We start from the raw sequence: 15584 nt of genomic DNA, 5'->3' as shown, positions 1-15584 counted from the left end.
GCCCGCCACTCCGGCCCGCGATCGATCTCGTCCTCGTCGACGACGAGCCCGCAGTCCTCGCAGACGGTCTCGCCACGCGCCTCGTCGACGACGAGGTTGCCGCCGCACTCCGGACAGACGAGTTCCTCGTCGTTCGAGCGTTCCTGCTCCTGTTCCTCCTCCGATTGCGTCGGCCGTCGCTCTCGTCGTCGTGTGCGTGAGTCACTCATGGTGGTGTCGAGTCGCGTGTCGGGATCGCATCCCGCCGCCGAACGGGCACTAATTCACTAGGGAGTGGTCCGGCGGCGGCATAAGCCTGATGACCGTTATCGGCCCGTCTCGCCGCGACGGTCCCGGGGGTCGCGTCTTCCGAAACGCTTAGACGAGCGCGGGACCGAGGGCGACCATGAGCGATTCGACCGTCGACGCCGAGGAGGTTCGGCACGTCGCGGACCTCGCCCGCGTGGACCTCGACGAGGCGGACGTCGGACGGTACGCCGACCAGTTCGGGGACATCCTCGATCACTTCGAGACCTTGGAGGGGGTCCCGGACGTCGAGGCGGAACCGGACCTCGTGAACGTCATGCGCCCCGACGAGATCACGGAGAGCCTCGATCAGGACGAGGCGCTGGAGAACGCCCCGGAGACCGAGGACGGCTTCTTCAAGGGACCGAAGGTGTCGTAGATGGCGGACGCGCACAACGCCTTCGTCACCGAGGAGACGATCGAGGGCGACGATACGGGACCGCTCGTCGGCTCGACTGTCGCCGTCAAGGACAACATCTCGACTGAGGGCGTCCGCACCACCTGCGGATCGGACATGCTCGCGGACTACGTGCCGCCGTACGACGCGACGGTCGTCTCACGTCTGAAGGAGGCCGGCGCGACCGTCGTCGGCAAGACGAACATGGACGAGTTCGGGATGGGGACCACCACGGAGACGTCGGCGTTCGGCGCGACGACGAACCCCGTCGACGACGAGCGCGTGCCCGGGGGATCGTCCGGCGGGAGCGCCGCGGCCGTCGCCGCCGGGCAGGCCGACTACGCGCTCGGCAGCGACACCGGCGGGTCGGTGCGCTGTCCCGCCGCGTTCTGCGGCGTCGTCGGCATCAAGCCCACGTACGGTCTCGTCTCGCGCTACGGACTCGTCGCGTACGCGAACAGCCTCGAACAGATCGGCCCGCTCGCGTCGACGGTCGAGGGCGCCGCGGAACTGCTCGACGTCATCGCCGGCCCGGACGCCCACGACGCGACGACGCGCGAGGAGGGCGCGGACAGCGACTACGCGAGCGCCGCGAACGGCGACGTCGACGGTCTCACCATCGGCGTGCCGACCGAGCTACTGGAGGGCGCGGACGACGAGGTGCGACGCGTCTTCGAGGACGCGCTCGACGCCTACCGCGACGCCGGGGCCGAAGTCGAGGAGGTCAGCCTCCCCTCCGTCGAGTACGGCGTCGCGGCCTACTACGTCATCGCGATGAGCGAGGCCTCCTCGAACCTCGCGCGCTTCGACGGCGTCCGCTACGGCGAGTCGGGCGGCTTCGAGGGCAACTGGAACGAGTCGTTCGCCGAGACGCGCGCGGAGAACCTCGGCGACGAGGTGAAACGCCGCATCCTCCTCGGGACGTACGCGCTCTCCGCGGGCTACCACGACAAGTACTACGAGCAGGCGCAGGAGGCCCGCGCGTGGGTCCGGCAGGACTTCGAGGAGGCGTTCGAGTCCGTCGACGTCCTCGCGACGCCGACGATGCCCGTCCTCCCGCCGAAGCTCGGCGAGAGCGTGGACGACCCGCTCCGGATGTACCTCATGGACGCCAACACCGTTCCGGTGAACCTCGCGAACCTCCCCGCGATCAGCGTCCCCGCCGGCGAGTCCACGGAGGGTCTCCCCGTCGGACTCCAACTCGTCGGCCCGAAGTTCGGCGAGGAACAGATAATCGACGCGGCGGCGCTGTTGGGCTAGCGTACTGACCGCTCGACGGCGTCGAGCGGGAGGTTTTCAACCTCGCGAGACGGTACGTCTCGCGAGTCCCGCGTTCGCTGCCGCTCACGCGGACCGTGTTTCTGGATCGAGCGGGTCGCCTTCGCGCCCGACAGCCAGCCTCCGAAAGACCCATGCCGCGGCGTGCGGAAGTCGGAGACACGACCGCTCGATGTTCGGGGGCCTCGTCGATACCGTGCTCGGACTGGTATCCCAGTACGGCTTTCTCGCCGTCTTCGTCTACATGGCCCTCGAGACGGCGTTCATCCTCCACTACGTCCCGAGCGAGGTCGTCGTGCCGATCGCGGCCGCCGAACTCGTCCACGGCCCGTTCACGTTCGGCCTCTTCGTGCTCGACGCGACGGCGGGCGCGACGATCGGGAGCGCCGTCGCGTACCTCCTCTTCGGGCGCTACGGCCGCGGCGTCCTCGAACGCTACGGCCGCGTGATCCACGTCTCGCCGGACCGACTCGATCGGAGCGAGGCGGTCTTCGCGCGCTACGGGGAGTCGTCGGTCTTCTGGGGGCGCCTGCTCCCATTCGTCCGCGCGTTCGTCTCGATCCCCGCGGGGCTCGCCGGCATGGGATTCCGGCGATTCGTGGCGTTCTCGGCGGGGGGTGCGCTCGTCTTCGACACGGCGTTGACCTATCTCTCTTACGCGGGCGCGGGGCGTACGTCGCCGCTCGAGTTCGCCACCGCGTGGATCGCGTCCGCGCTCGCTGGCGGGGTCGCGTACGCGGGCGTCCATCCGGGCGTCGTCCTCTCACTCGGCGGCGTCGCGGCGGTGCTCGCGGGGGCGGCGTGGCTCGCGCGCCGGCGGATCCGCGCTCGCCCGGCGCTCGCGAAGTTGATCGGACTGCACGCGCTCCGCGCCCTCGGTCTCCTCGTCGGGACGGCGTTCGTCTTCGGCGCGCTCGCCGCGCCCGATCGGACTCTCGCGGCCGCGGCGTGGGTCTGGGACGACCCCCTCTTCTGGGTGCACCTCGGTTTCTCCGAGCGCGTCGCGTTGCTCCTGACGGGCGTCGGGATCGCGTTCGTCGGCGCGCTCGCGTACGAGATCGGGCGGACCGTCGAAGTCGCGTACCTCCGGTCTGCGGTCGCGGCGACGGCGGAGCGTCTCCGCCGCCCGTGAACGCGTGGACGCCGTCGGCCGTAACTCCGCATAGCGTACGCAGAGGTCTCCCGGAATCGCTTTGTGGGACGCCGCCCTCCGTGGCCGTATGGCGATCACGCCCCTCTTAGCGCAAGCAGGGTCCGTGCCGCCGGTCACGACGGACATGCTCGTCGTGTTCGGCGTCGTCCTGTTCGCGCTCTTTCTCTTCGTGACGGAACTCCTCCCGATCGACGTCACGGCGATCCTCGTGATGGTGCTCCTGACGGTGCTCTCGCCGTGGACGGACGTCTCCGTGGCCGAGGGGATCTCGGGGTTCTCCAGCACCGCGACGGTGGCCGTCCTCGCGATGCTCATCCTCAGCACGGGCGTCAATCGCACGGGCGTCGTCCAGATCCTCGGGCGGAAGATGGCGGCGTTCGCGGGCGACAGCCAGCCGAAGCAGCTCGCGGCGACGATCGGCATCGCCGGTCCCGTCTCCGGGTTCATCAACAACACGCCGGTCGTCGCCATTCTCGTGCCCGTCATCTCGGACCTCGCGCACACCGGTAAGACCTCGCCCTCGAAACTGCTCCTCCCGCTCTCCTACGCCTCGATGTTCGGCGGGATGCTGACGCTCATCGGGACGTCGACGAACCTCCTCGCCTCCAGCGTCGCCGAGCGCCTCATCGGCCGCTCGTTCTCGATGTTCACCTTCACCGGACTCGGGGTCCTCGTCCTGCTCGCCGGCACGGCCTACCTGATGACGGTCGGTCCCCGGCTCATCCCCGAGCGCGTCCCCGCCCGCGAGGACTACTTGGACGAGTACGAACTGCAGGATTACGTCACCGAGGTCCTCGTTCGCGAGGACGCCGCCATCGACGGGAAGACCGTGCAGGACGCCATCGACGAGTCGAGCTTCGACGCCGACATCCTCCAGATCGTCCGCGACGGCGAGACGTACTTCGAGGGGATCGCGAGCAAGCGGATCCGCGCGGGGGACATCCTCGCCATCCGCACCGACCGCGAGACGCTCGCGTCGTTGCGCGAACTCGACGGTCTCGACCTCGTCGGCACGCCCCCGTCCGACGACGAACTCGAAGCCGACGCGGACACCCAGACGCTCGTCGAGATCGTCATCCAGTCCGGCTCGTCGCTCCTCGGGGAGACGCTCACCACCTCCTCGTTCCGTCAGCGCTACGACGCGAGCGTCCTCGCGTTCCGCTCGGGCGGCGAGACGATCCGCTCGCGCCTCGACGACGTCGAACTCCGGGTGGGCGACACGCTCCTCGTGCAGGCCCCGACGGACAGCATCGACCGGCTCTCGACGAACTCCGACTTCATCGTCGCCCACGAATCCGAGACGCCGAACTATCGGACGGAGAAGATCCCGTGGGCCGTCGCCATCGTCATCGCCGTCGTCGGCCTCGTCGGCATCCCGTGGGGGACGCTCGCGAACGTCACCGGGATCGACGCGTTCGCCGCCCTCGACTTCAGCATCGTCCAGACCGCGCTCGCGGGCGTCGTCGCGATGGCCGTCACGGGCGTCATCAAGCCCGGCGAGATGTACGACGGCGTCGACTGGAGCGTCATCTTCCTCCTCGCCGGCGTCATCCCGCTCGGCATCGCCTTAGAACAGACGGGCGCCGCGACGTTCCTCGGCGCGCTCGTCGGTCTCACGGGCGAGTTCCTCCCCGTCATCGGCGTCCTCTGGGTGTTCTACATCGTCACCGGTCTCGTCACGAACGTCATCTCGAACAACGCGAGCGTCGTCCTGATGATCCCGGTGGCCGTCGAGACGGCCCACGAGGTCGGGGGCAACCCGTTCGCGTTCATCCTCGCCGTCACGTTCGCGGCCTCGACGGCGTTCATGACGCCCGTCGGCTACCAGACGAACCTCTTCGTCTACGGGCCCGGCGGCTACAAGTTCTCGGACTACGCCCGCGTCGGCGGCCCGCTCCAGTTGCTCCTCTCCGTCGTCACGACCCTCGGCATCGCGTTCTTCTGGGGGCTCTCGCCATGAGACGGCGCGGAGCGCAAGATCCGTGACACCCCGGCGTCTATCGGCACGCCGATGACGGTCACAGAACGGAACGCGACGGCGCGGGGGCGACGGCCGTGACGACGCGCGTCGACCGGGAGCGGGCGGAATCGGTCGCGGCGGCGGCCCTCCGCGCGCACGGCGTCGGTGACGCGGACGCGCGGCTCACCGCAACCGTTCTCGTCAGCGCCGACGCGCGAGGGAAGGGATCGCACGGTCTCCTCCGTCTCCCGCGGTACGTTCGCGGGATCGAGCACGGCCACGTGGACCCGACGGGCGACGTCGAGGTCACGGACGAACGCGGCGGCGCGGCCGCCGTCGACGGCGGCTCCCGCCTCGGCCCGGTGGTGGCGACGCGCGCGGCCGTGGAGGCCGCCCGCCGCGCCGCCGAGTACGGCGTCGGGGCCGTCGGCGCGTACGGCGGCAACCACCTCGGGATGCTCGGCTACTACACGGATGTACTGGCCGACGCGGGGTACGTCGCGATCGCGATGACGAACACGGAGCCCGCGATGCCGCCCCACGGCGGCGCGGAGAAGGTGCTGGGGACGAATCCGATCGCCGTCGGTCTCCCGACGGACCCGCCGTTCAACCTCGACCTGTCGACCGCGTCGCTGTCGCGCGGCGCAGTCGAGGAGGCCGCGCGGGCGGGCGAGTCGCTCCCCGAAGGCGTGGCGCTCGACGCGGACGGGGCGCCGACGACCGACCCGGAGGAGGCGCTCGACGGCGTTCTCCTCCCGTTCGGCGGCGCGAAGGGATCGGGGCTCGCGATCGCCGTCGAGGTGCTGGCGGGGACGCTGGTGACCGCGGCGACCGGTACCGACGTCACGGGCACCTATCACACCGAGGACCCGTGTACGAAGGGCGACCTCTTCCTCGCCATCGACCCCGCGGCGCTCGGCGCGACGGACTTCGAGGCGGAGGCGAGCGCGTTCCTGCGCTCGCTCCGGAACGGCGACCCCGCCGCGAACGCGGACGAGATCAGGCTGCCCGGCGAGCGCTCGGTGGCGCGCGACCGGGAGCGGACGGCGATCGAGGTCGACGAGAACGTCTGGTCGCGCGTTCGTGACCTCGCCGGGGAGTAGGGATCACTCCTCGGGCGGCGTCTCGGTCTCCTCCTCGGACGGCGTCTCGGTCTCCTCCTCGGGGACGACCGGGTCCTCGTACACGAGGTTCATGATCCACTGCGAGAAGGCGTCGCCGCGCGCGTCCACCTCCTCCTCGCCGACGAACGGCGAGAGCATGTCGCCGGCCATGAGGAGCGCGAAGTCGAGTTCTTCGTCCTTGATGACGGGCGTGATGAGGTACGTCGTGTTCCCCCCGTAGACGGCGTCCTCACGATCGACGTATTCCTTCTCCTCGAGCTTCTTCGCGATCCGGCTCCCCTTGCGCGAGGAGACGTCGAGTGCCTTCCAGAACTCGCTCTGATAGATCTTCCCCTGCTCGCGGACCAGTTCGAGGGCGCGCTCCTCGTCCTCGGAGAGGTCCTCTTTGTCGACGCTCATACTCGAATACGCCGGCCGCGAGCGGTTTAAATGTGACCGTCCGATCGCCACTCTCCGGTTCGGGTGCGCTCGAACCCGCCGACGCGCCGGTAGGACGTCCGGCAGGGCGGGCCGTCGGCGAACTCGTAGCGGATCCGCTCCCCGACCGTGATCGCGGAGGCGGAACGCGTCCCGTACCCGTACCCGTGGAGGCAGGCACCGATGTCGCCGTCGCTGAGGACGCGCTTCGCCCGCCCGCGAAACCCGGCGGCCGTCCGCGGTCGCCGCGTCGTGAGCGCGGCACGGACCCGCTCGCGGCGCTCGGCGGCGTCGGGCGCACCGCTCGTCGTGACGACCGTGACGCCGGGATCGAGCGCGCTGACGCGGAGGTCGCCGTCCCATCGGAGCAGGTACGCGGAGTCGGCGTCCGCGACGACGAGATTGAATCCGGCGTACTGGCGCTCGCGGACCTCGCGCGCGACGAGTTCGCGCGCGACCTCGGCGCCGCCTGCGCGGAGGGCGTCACCGACGAGCAGACCGCGCGAACGCCCGGCGTCGAGGTCGCTCCAGCGGTTCGTGATCCCGACGTAGAACCCCGATTCGGTGACGCCGATCCACGTCCCGCCGGCCTCCTCGTCGCGCGGGGCGAGGACGCGCGAGCCGTCTGAGTCGTCACGCACGCGCGGTGGCGACGACGGCCGTCCCGTGGCCTCGTCGCGGTTCGCGGCGACGACGATCGGCGCGTCGTCGTAGACGTTCCACGCGACGGCGAGTGTGCACACACCGCGGGGTAGTCCGCGGGTGCGCTTAAAGGCCGGCGGCCTCGACGACGCGCTCGCGCGCCGCGGCCCGATCGACCGTCCCCGACGCCGTCCGCGGGAGTTCGTTCACGAAGACGACCGTCCGGGGCTGCTCGAAGTCCGCGAGGCGCTCGTCCCAGTGGGCTTCGAGGGCGTCGCGATCGATCTCCGCTCCGTCCGTCGGGACGACGAGCGCGGCGACACGCTCGCCCCACTCGGAGTCGGCGACGCCGACGACGGCGACGTCGCGGACGGCCGAGTGCGCGCGGATCGCCTCCGCGACGCGTCCGGGATCGACGTTCTCGCCGCCCGTGATGATGCGATCCGACTGGCGATTGAGGACGTAGAGGCGCCCGGCGTCGTCGCGGTAGCCGACGTCGCCCGTGTAGAGACCGTGCGGGCCGAAGGATTCCGCGTTGCTCTCGGGAGCGTCGTAGTAGCCGGGCGTGACGGTCGGGCCGGCGACGCAGAGTTCCCCGGTCTCGCCGGCATCGACGGGTTCGTCGGCGTCGTCGACGATCGTCACCGTCGTCCCGAAGAGCGGTCGACCGACGGTGCCGCGGTTCGCGAACGCCTCGGTGGGGCGGGCGGTCGAGATTTGCGAGGTCGCCTCCGTCATCCCGTACGACGGGTGGATCGGGACGCCGGCGTCCTCGCAGGCCGCGACGAGTTCCGCGGGCGTCGGCGCGCCGCCGCAGAGGGCGAAGCGCAGGCTCCCCGGGATTCGTTCGTCGGCGCGGAGCATCCGATCGAGCATCGTCGGGACGACGGAGACGCCAGTGCAGTCGTACTCGTCGAGCGCGCGGACGGCCTCGTCGGCGTCGAAGCCCCGCTGGAGGATGCACGTCGTGCCGTAGAGCGCGCACCGCAGCGGGATCGAGAGCCCGCCCATGTGGTACATCGAGAGGCAGAGCAGCCAGCGGTCGTCGGGGTCGACGCCGAGCTTGAACGCGCTCGCGCCCGCCGCGGCGAGGACGTTCCCGAGCGTCAGCGTGACCGGCTTCGGGTCGCCGGTCGTCCCCGACGTGAAGAGGAGCGCGAGGGCGTCCTCGCGGGTCCACTCGGCGGGCGTGACTTCGCCCGGTTCGCGATCGCCGAACGCGAGCACGTCGGCCTCGTGGGGGTCGTCGACGGAGGCGACCGGCACTTCGTCGGCCGCGGCGCGGGCGTCCGACTCCGTCTCGGCGTCGCAGACGAGCAACACGAGATCGGCGCGCTCGCGCTGCGCGTGCAACTCCGTCGGCGCGAGACGCGCGTTGAGCGGGACGAGCGTCGCGCCGAGGCGCTGGAGGGCGAAGGCGAGGCGGACGAACGCCGGCCGGGTCTCCATCAGGACGCCGACGTGGTCGCCGCGCGTCACGCCGGTCGCCGCGAGGCGGCCCGCAGTCGTCTCGACGGCCGCGTCGAGTTCGGCGTACGTCCGCTCGCGCCCGCTGTGATCGTCGACGAGCGCGGTGGCGTCCGGTGACGCCCGCGCCCGCGTGGCGAGGAAGTCGCGCATTCACTCCCCGAGAGGTGCGGGGACGCCATTGCCCTTTCCCTGTGGGACCGCGACGCCGCCACCCGACACGGGCGCCGGATCGGGCGCGAGGTCTGCGGCGAGGGCGTCCCCGGTCGCCAGCCCGCACGCCGGCAGCGGAGCGAGCGCCGCCGCGACGTGCACGGCCGCTGTCCGCGCGTACACCGCATCGAACGTCGTCGTCACCACCGGTTCGACGCCCGCCGCGCGCGCCCGCCGGCCCGCCTCGACGGCTTTCTCGACGCCGCCGAGCGCCATTGGCTTCAGGACGACGACGTCCGCGGCCTCGGTCTCCAAGACCGCGTCGAGACCCGCGGCCGCGACGGACTCGTCGAGCGCGACGGCCGTCCGTCCGCGGAGCGCCGCGTGCGCGTCGAGCGACGGCGCGGCGAGGGGCTGCTCGACGTACTCGATGGCGGGGAGGGCGGAGCGCGCGCGCTCGGCCGTCGCGACGTCCCACGCACCGTTGGCGTCGACGCGCAGCGTCGCGTCGGGGACCATCTCGCGCGTCGCGTCGAGGCGCGCGAGGTCGGCGTCGAGCGAACGCGCGCCGACCTTCAGCTTCACCGTCTCGAAGCCGTCCGCGACCGCGTCGCCGACCCGGTCCGCCGTCGCTTCCGCGTCCGCGTCGCCGACGGTGGCGTTGACGGGGACCGTTTCGACGGACCCGTCCGTCTCGACGTCGCAGAGCGGATCACCCGCGCCGAGCGATCGGTAGAGGGGAAGGCCACGAGCGCGCGCCGTCGCGTCGGCGTACGCGAGCGAGACCGCGTGGCGGGCCGCGGGCGCGCCCTCGCACGCCGCGAGCGCCGCCGTCTCACACTCCGCACTCGCGGCGTGCGCACGCGCGGCGCGTTCGAGCGCCGCCGCGCAGTCGTCGTACGTCTCCGTCCAACCCGGGAGCGGCGTCGCCTCGCCGACGCCGACTTCGCCGTCGCGCTCGACCGTCACGAGGAAGCCGCGACGCTCGGTCATCCTCCCGCGCGCGGTGTCGAACGGCTCGACGAGCGGAACGGCGAACGGGTCGATTCTCACAGCGCGACGCCGACGGCGAACAACACGGAGTACAGCGCGAGCGTCTGGCCCGTGCGGGTGAGCGCCGGATCGAGGTGGTCGGCGTCGTCGTGCCGGCAGACGGTCCGCGCGACGGAGGCGGCGAGCGGGAGGGAGAGCCACGGGAGGAGGGTCGCGACGCCGAAACCGTTCGCGACGAACCAGCACGGGACGAGGTAGGCGACGACGAGTAGCGCGACGTACTCGACGCGGCTCCACGTGTATCCGATCCGGACCGCGAGGGTGTACTTCCCGGTCCTCCGGTCGGTCTCGATGTCGCGGAGGTTGTTCACGACGAGGATGGCGGTCGAGATGCAGGCGACGCCGACGCTCGCGACGAACGCCGCGGTCGGGAGCGTGCCGGCCGGTGGGGCGAGCGGGAGCGCGGGCGCGTACGCCGCGGCCTGTACGTAGACGGTGCCGACGACGGCGATCACGCCGAAGAACAGGAAGACGAAGACGTCGCCGAGACCGTGGTAGCCGAAGGGGAACGGGCCGCCGGTGTAGGCGATGCCGGCCGCGATGCTCGCGAGGCCGACGACGACGATGGTGAGACCCCCGACGTAGACGAGGTACAGGCCGACGACCATCGCGGCGAGGAAGGTGAGGTACATCGCGCGTTTCACCTCCGCGGCCTCGATCATCCCGGACTGCGTGACGCGCGTGAACCCCTCGCGCTCCTCGGTGTCCGCGCCGTTGATCGCGTCGTAGTAGTCGTTCGCGAAGTTCGCGCCGATCTGGATGAGGAGCGCGCCGACGAGCGCGGCGAGCGCCGGCAGCGCCGCGAAGACGCCGAGCGCGTACGCGATGCCGACGCCGACCACGACCGGCGAAATCCCCGCCGGAAGGGTGTGCGGCCGCGCCGCCATCAGCCACGCACGCCGTCGCGAGACGTCTACGTCACTCATACGCGTAACTCTCGGGCGCGAGCGTGAAAGCGACTGCGGATACGGCCTACAATCGCGCGGTGTCGAGCGAGACGCCGGGCGGAGTGACGACGAGGAACTCCCGGAAGTGCATCAGGGTCGCGCCAGCATCCTTCGCGGGGCCGGCGAACCCGGACGCGAGGTCGTTCAGGTCGCCCTCGACGGCGAGGACGAGCACCGAGCCGGATTCGAGTTCCGCGAGCCACTCCCCGTCCGGCGTCTCGCCGTCGAGGACGCCGAGGACGACGTCGTCCGCCCCGCCCTCGACGTCCCACTCGTCGATCTGCTCCTCCGCGTTCCGCAGGTCGAGGCCGAAGCCGTCACTCATACCCTCACTGGCGCGGCCATCCGCATCAAAGCTTCGCGGCGCGGCCCGGTTATTTATACCGCTTGCCGTCGTCGGGTCACGTATGCCGAAAGTGCATCTCGACGAGGCGACCATCGAGCGCCTCGACGGTCTCCGGGTCGAAGACGAAGCGTACGACGAGATCATCAACGAACTGATCGATATCTACGAGGCCGAGGAGCTGACGACCTTCCACGGCGGCGACGTCGAATGACCTACTCGTCGGCGGCGACCCGGCAGGCCTCCGACCACCGACCGTTCTCTTCGAGGCGTTCCTGAAGGAGTTCGGCGTACTCCCGCACGAGCGCTTCGGCCTCCTCGTAACGCTCGTCCTCACCGCCGCCGAAGCCGAGCGCGCGCTTGACGCCGCCGAGGAAGCCCTCTCCGGAGGACGTGCTCCCGCCGCCGCCGGCGCCCATCGACGCCATCTGCTTTTCCACGTTATCGATCTCCGACATCACCTGCGGGAGCTTCCCGGTGTCGACGGTGAGTCGCGCGTTCTCGGGGTCGCCCGGGTTCTCGATCCGGAATTCGACCGCGGTCATGATGAGTCCCCACTGTTGGCGCGAGAACGAAGACGCCTCGATCTGCTCGCCGAACTCGTCGTCAACGCGCATCCGCTCGCCGACGACGCGGTCCTTCCAGTCTGCCATACGTCCAAATACGCCCGTGGGTGGTTTGGCTCTTGCCCTGTGTGCGCGTCGTCGCGACGGTGGCGGGCCACGGGAGTGCACGGGGAGACCGCCCTCGCATACGCTCGCATCGACCGTCCGTCCCCGCGGCGTCGGCTCCCGACGCCGTCCGCGGGAATCGACGCCGGAGCGGAGCGGAACGGACGCGCGAGCGCTAGTCGTGATCCTCGAGGGTCGTGACGTACGACGTGAGGTCGGTCGTCGTCACCATCCCGATGACGTGGTCGTCGTCGTCCACGACCGGGATGTGGTGGATCTCGTGTTCGAGGAGTCGCTTCGCGACGTCGGTGACGACGTCCTGCGCGCCCGCCGTCTCGACGGCCGTCGTCATGAAGTCGGCGACCGTCGATTCGTCCTTCGGCTGGCGCTCGGCGACGATGTGGACGAAGTCCGTCGTCGTCAGGATGCCCGCGAGCTGGCCGTTCTCGTCGACGACGACGACCGACCCGATCCCGCGATCGAGCATGAGCTGCGCCGCGTCCTCCACGGAGGTATCCGGCGTGACGGTCGTCACACCGGACGACATCACTCGTGCAATGAAGACGTCTTCCACACTCCACGCTAGCGCGCCCGCCAGTTAAGTGCTACCGAAGCGGATCGACGGTCTCCCGAGGATCGCGTCTCGACTCGGCCGCAAACGTTTTTCAAGTAGATGGCCGAACGTTGTATGATGTCCACGGACGAAGCCGACGACGCGGCGGTCGGGGGGTCGACGCCGGCGGAAGACCCGACCGACGACGTCGACGGCGCGGCCGCCGAGCCGGATTCGACGGCCGCGGACGAGGGCGAGGGCGAGCGCGACGAGTCCAGCGGTCCGCCAGTGACGAAGGGCGAGTACGCGTGGGCCGACTTCGAGGCCGAATACGGGGACGACGACTCGATCGATCCCGCCGACCACCTCGGGTTCGAGCGCGAGGCGATCGAGAACGTCCTCGCGTTCGGCGACGACGCCGCCGCGGGGATCGAGTCGGTCGTCGACCAGCGGACGGTGAACGTCGCCTCGGAGGTCGACGAGGACGCCTTCTTCTCCGACGTCCACGGGAACACGACGATGGTGAACCGCTACGACCTCGAGAAGGTCGTCGCCGCGGAGAAGAAGACGCACTTCTCGGAGGTCGAGCGCTACTGGGTCAACAAGCCCTACGCGTTCGTCGTCCTCTTCCACTCCGAGCGGGAGAACGAGATGAAGTACTACCTCGTCGAGCCGTACCGGAACCCGATCGAGGACGACCTCCGGGAGTTCCTCACGGGGAAGCTCCGCACCGCGATCAAGTACTCGAGCGGCGACGTGGCCGCCGAGGGGACGATGGACGAGCGCCGCGACGTCATCGAGCGCGAGACGCGCGACCTGCTCGAACGCTACGACATCTACGCCGAGGCGGGGGGCGCGTCGATCGTCGAGCGGTTGACGGCGTTCGTCGAGGGACTCACGGGCGGCGACGACGCGGACGCGACGGGGGCGGACGGCGACGCCGACGGGAATGGAGCGGACGACGGCACCGGCGACGCCGAGGCGGACGACGACACCGACGACGCCGGCGACAGCGCGTCGGTCGTCGAGCGGTTGACGGCGTTCGTCGAGGGCGTCACGGGCGACGAGGTCGCGGACGGTGAGGCGGTGAGCGCACCGGGCGACGAGCGCGCGGCGCCGACGGACCTCGACGGTATCGCCGCGCGCCCGGAGCCGGCGGTGCTCGAGGAGGACACGGACACGCTCACGCAGTATCAGGTCGAGAAGCTCCTCTACTATCTCAAGCGGGACTTCATCGGCTACGAGCGCATCGACGGGATCAAACACGACGTGAACGTCGAGGACATCTCCTGTGACGGCTACAACTCGCCGGTGTTCGCGTACCACTCCGACTACGAACAGCTGATCACGAACGTCTATCACGGCAAGGAGAGCCTCGACGACTTCGTGGTGAAGCTCGCCCAGCGCTCCGGGAAGGGGATCTCGAAGCGCCAACCGCAGGTGGACGCCACGTTGCCGGACGGCTCGCGCGCCCAGCTCACGCTCGGACAGGAGGTCAGTGATCACGGGACGAACTACACCATCCGGCAGTTCAAGGACGTCCCGTTCACGCCGGTCGACCTCATCAACTGGAAGACCTTCTCCTTGGAGGAGATGGCGTTCCTCTGGCTCTGCATCGAGAACAACAAGAGCCTCATCTTCGCGGGCGGGACGGCGTCCGGGAAGACGACGAGCCTGAACGCCGTCTCGCTGTTCATCCCGTCGAACGCGAAAATCGTCTCCATCGAGGACACCCGCGAGGTCGAACTCCCACAGCGCAACTGGGTGGCGTCCGTCACGCGCCCGTCGTTCGGCGAGGACGAGAAGGGCGATATCGACGAGTTCGACCTACTGGAGGCCGCGCTCCGCCAGCGCCCCGACTACATCGTGATGGGCGAGGTGCGCGGGGAGGAGGGCCGGACGCTCTTTCAGGTGATGAGCACCGGGCACACGACGTACACGACGTTCCACGCGGACAACGTCGGCGAGGTGCTCAAGCGCTTCACGACCGAGCCGATCAACGTCTCGAAGACGCTGTTCACCGCGCTCGATCTCGTCTCCATTCAGGCGCAGACGCGGGTGAGCGGCCGGAAGGTGCGCCGGAACCGCAGCATCACGGAGATCAACCGCTACGACGCGGAGAACGACGAGATCAACGTCAGCGACGTCTTCCAGTGGGAGCCGGAGGGCGACGAGTTCCGACAGCTCACCGAGTCGAACACGCTCGACGAGATCCAGTTCGACCGCGGGTGGTCGCGCGAGCGCCTCGAACGCGAGCTCTTCGAGCGACAGGTCGTCCTCGCGTACCTCATCCGCAACGGTCTCAGCGAGTACACGGAGGTCGCGGCGACCCTGCAGGCGTACATCGCCGATCCCGACACGATTCTGACGCTGCTGGCGAACGACGCGCTGACCGAGAGCCTCGCGGACCTCCGCGGAATGGAGTCCGTCCTCATCGACGTCGACCCGGAGAAAGAGGAGATGGTACCCCGCCCCGACCCGACCGAGGACGTCTACGAGGAGGCGGGCGCGCTGCTCGAACGCGCGGAGGACGAGCTCCTGCACGAATACCGCGGCGAGGAGGCGCCGGACATCAGCTTCGCGCTCTCCGAGGCGGCCGCGAGCGCCGCGGACGCCGACGTCGTCGTCGACGACAGCGGTGAGACGCCGACCATCGAGGCGGCCGGTGAGGAATCCGATGGCTCACGCGACGCGGAGGCGGACGGTGGCGATCCGGCGGCGGACGGAAACACGACGAGTGACACCGGGGCGTCGGGCGAATGAGCCTCAGCGACGGCGACGCGGGCTACACGTCGACGGACGCCCTCGGTGACGCCTTCTTCCCGCTCTTCCAATGGTTGTTCAGCGATTCGAGCGACTTCGTCGCGGACGTCGAGACGAAACTCGCGGAGGCGCGTCGCGACGAGACCGTGGAGCTGTTCCTCTCGCGGGCGCTCGGCGTCGGCGCCATCGTCGGCGTCCTCCTCTGGGTCATCGGCACGCTGCTCGGCTGGGTGCTGTTCGTGACGGTGATCGACACCGAGACGATCATCGGCCTCCACATCGCGAACGACGCCCTGCTCGCGTTCCTCAACGCGATCAAGGTGCCGTCGCTGATCCTCCTCACCGGCCTGTTCTTCGGCAGCATCGGGTTCGCCGCGG

General features: G+C 70.0%; 15 protein-coding genes and 2 pseudogenes. 8 read left to right on the top strand and 9 right to left on the bottom strand.

What is annotated here, in order from left to right; all coding sequences use genetic code 11:
• Positions 1 to 209 (bottom strand): TFIIB-type zinc ribbon-containing protein (locus AOZ13_RS10605; protein WP_324603263.1); only part of this gene is annotated, 209 nt, incomplete at its 3' end.
• A 176-nt stretch (positions 210 to 385) separates the two neighbouring features.
• Between AOZ13_RS10605 and gatC the strand changes: the two genes are divergently transcribed.
• From gatC to AOZ13_RS10580, 5 genes are all read left to right on the top strand, one after another.
• Positions 386 to 664: an Asp-tRNA(Asn)/Glu-tRNA(Gln) amidotransferase subunit GatC gene (gatC, locus tag AOZ13_RS10600; protein ID WP_021780554.1), complete on the top strand. Its 279-nt coding sequence runs from the start codon at positions 386 to 388 to the stop codon at positions 662 to 664.
• A complete protein-coding gene (gene gatA / locus AOZ13_RS10595; protein ID WP_021780553.1) occupies positions 665 to 1942 on the top strand; it encodes an Asp-tRNA(Asn)/Glu-tRNA(Gln) amidotransferase subunit GatA in 1278 nt (425 codons plus the stop codon).
• Positions 1943 to 2132: 190 nt separating this feature from the next.
• Entirely contained in the window at positions 2133 to 3092 is a 960-nt protein-coding gene (locus tag AOZ13_RS10590; RefSeq protein ID WP_021780552.1) for a DedA family protein, read from the top strand.
• A gap of 88 nt (positions 3093 to 3180) precedes the next feature.
• Entirely contained in the window at positions 3181 to 5073 is a 1893-nt protein-coding gene (locus AOZ13_RS10585) for an SLC13 family permease (protein ID WP_020222632.1), read from the top strand.
• A 95-nt stretch (positions 5074 to 5168) separates the two neighbouring features.
• A complete protein-coding gene (locus tag AOZ13_RS10580; protein ID WP_021780550.1) occupies positions 5169 to 6176 on the top strand; it encodes an Ldh family oxidoreductase in 1008 nt (335 codons plus the stop codon).
• A gap of 72 nt (positions 6177 to 6248) precedes the next feature.
• On the opposite strand, the pseudogene AOZ13_RS10575 reads toward AOZ13_RS10580, so the two are convergent.
• From AOZ13_RS10575 to AOZ13_RS10550, 6 genes and pseudogenes are all read right to left on the bottom strand, one after another.
• Positions 6249 to 6596, bottom strand: a pseudogene (locus AOZ13_RS10575) (helix-turn-helix transcriptional regulator); the annotation flags it as partial.
• Between the two features lie 26 nt (positions 6597 to 6622).
• Positions 6623 to 7357, bottom strand: coding sequence for an NRDE family protein (locus tag AOZ13_RS10570; protein WP_021780548.1), 735 nt, complete (start codon positions 7355 to 7357; stop codon positions 6623 to 6625).
• Positions 7358 to 7382: 25 nt separating this feature from the next.
• The gene (locus AOZ13_RS10565; protein WP_021780547.1) at positions 7383 to 8876 is read right to left on the bottom strand and encodes a class I adenylate-forming enzyme family protein; all 1494 of its coding nucleotides are present in this window, start codon (positions 8874 to 8876) and stop codon (positions 7383 to 7385) included.
• On the bottom strand, positions 8877 to 9929 hold the full coding sequence (locus AOZ13_RS10560; RefSeq protein WP_021780546.1) for a mandelate racemase/muconate lactonizing enzyme family protein: 1053 nt from the start codon (positions 9927 to 9929) through the stop codon (positions 8877 to 8879). It lies immediately after the preceding gene.
• Positions 9926 to 10855 carry a 1,4-dihydroxy-2-naphthoate polyprenyltransferase gene (locus AOZ13_RS10555; protein WP_021780545.1) on the bottom strand — a complete coding sequence of 310 codons (930 nt, stop codon included), beginning with the start codon at positions 10853 to 10855 and terminating at the stop codon, positions 9926 to 9928. The genes AOZ13_RS10560 and AOZ13_RS10555 overlap by 4 nt, the downstream gene beginning before the upstream one ends.
• Positions 10856 to 10901: 46 nt before the next feature.
• A complete protein-coding gene (locus AOZ13_RS10550; RefSeq protein ID WP_020222522.1) occupies positions 10902 to 11201 on the bottom strand; it encodes a DUF5779 family protein in 300 nt (99 codons plus the stop codon).
• An 82-nt stretch (positions 11202 to 11283) separates the two neighbouring features.
• Between AOZ13_RS10550 and AOZ13_RS14505 the strand changes: the two genes are divergently transcribed.
• On the top strand, positions 11284 to 11433 hold the full coding sequence (locus tag AOZ13_RS14505; RefSeq protein WP_020222521.1) for a DUF7557 family protein: 150 nt from the start codon (positions 11284 to 11286) through the stop codon (positions 11431 to 11433).
• Position 11434: 1 nt separating this feature from the next.
• Here AOZ13_RS14505 and AOZ13_RS10545 read toward each other — a convergent pair whose 3' ends face one another.
• Together AOZ13_RS10545 and AOZ13_RS10540 are read right to left on the bottom strand one after the other, a co-directional pair.
• Positions 11435 to 11872, bottom strand: coding sequence for a DUF5799 family protein (locus tag AOZ13_RS10545; protein ID WP_020222520.1), 438 nt, complete (start codon positions 11870 to 11872; stop codon positions 11435 to 11437).
• A 193-nt stretch (positions 11873 to 12065) separates the two neighbouring features.
• On the bottom strand, positions 12066 to 12464 hold the full coding sequence (locus tag AOZ13_RS10540) for a CBS domain-containing protein (protein WP_020222519.1): 399 nt from the start codon (positions 12462 to 12464) through the stop codon (positions 12066 to 12068).
• Between the two features lie 117 nt (positions 12465 to 12581).
• Between AOZ13_RS10540 and AOZ13_RS14500 the strand changes: the two genes are divergently transcribed.
• A complete protein-coding gene (locus tag AOZ13_RS14500; RefSeq protein ID WP_049934073.1) occupies positions 12582 to 15206 on the top strand; it encodes a type II/IV secretion system ATPase subunit in 2625 nt (874 codons plus the stop codon).
• A pseudogene (locus AOZ13_RS10530) lies at positions 15203 to 15584 on the top strand (type II secretion system F family protein); the annotation flags it as partial. The gene AOZ13_RS14500 and the pseudogene AOZ13_RS10530, both read left to right, overlap by 4 nt.

Source organism: Halarchaeum acidiphilum MH1-52-1, assembly GCF_000474235.1.
GTDB classification, from domain to species: Archaea; Halobacteriota; Halobacteria; order Halobacteriales; family Halobacteriaceae; genus Halarchaeum; species Halarchaeum acidiphilum.
This window is presented reverse-complemented; position numbering and strand designations above follow the sequence as displayed.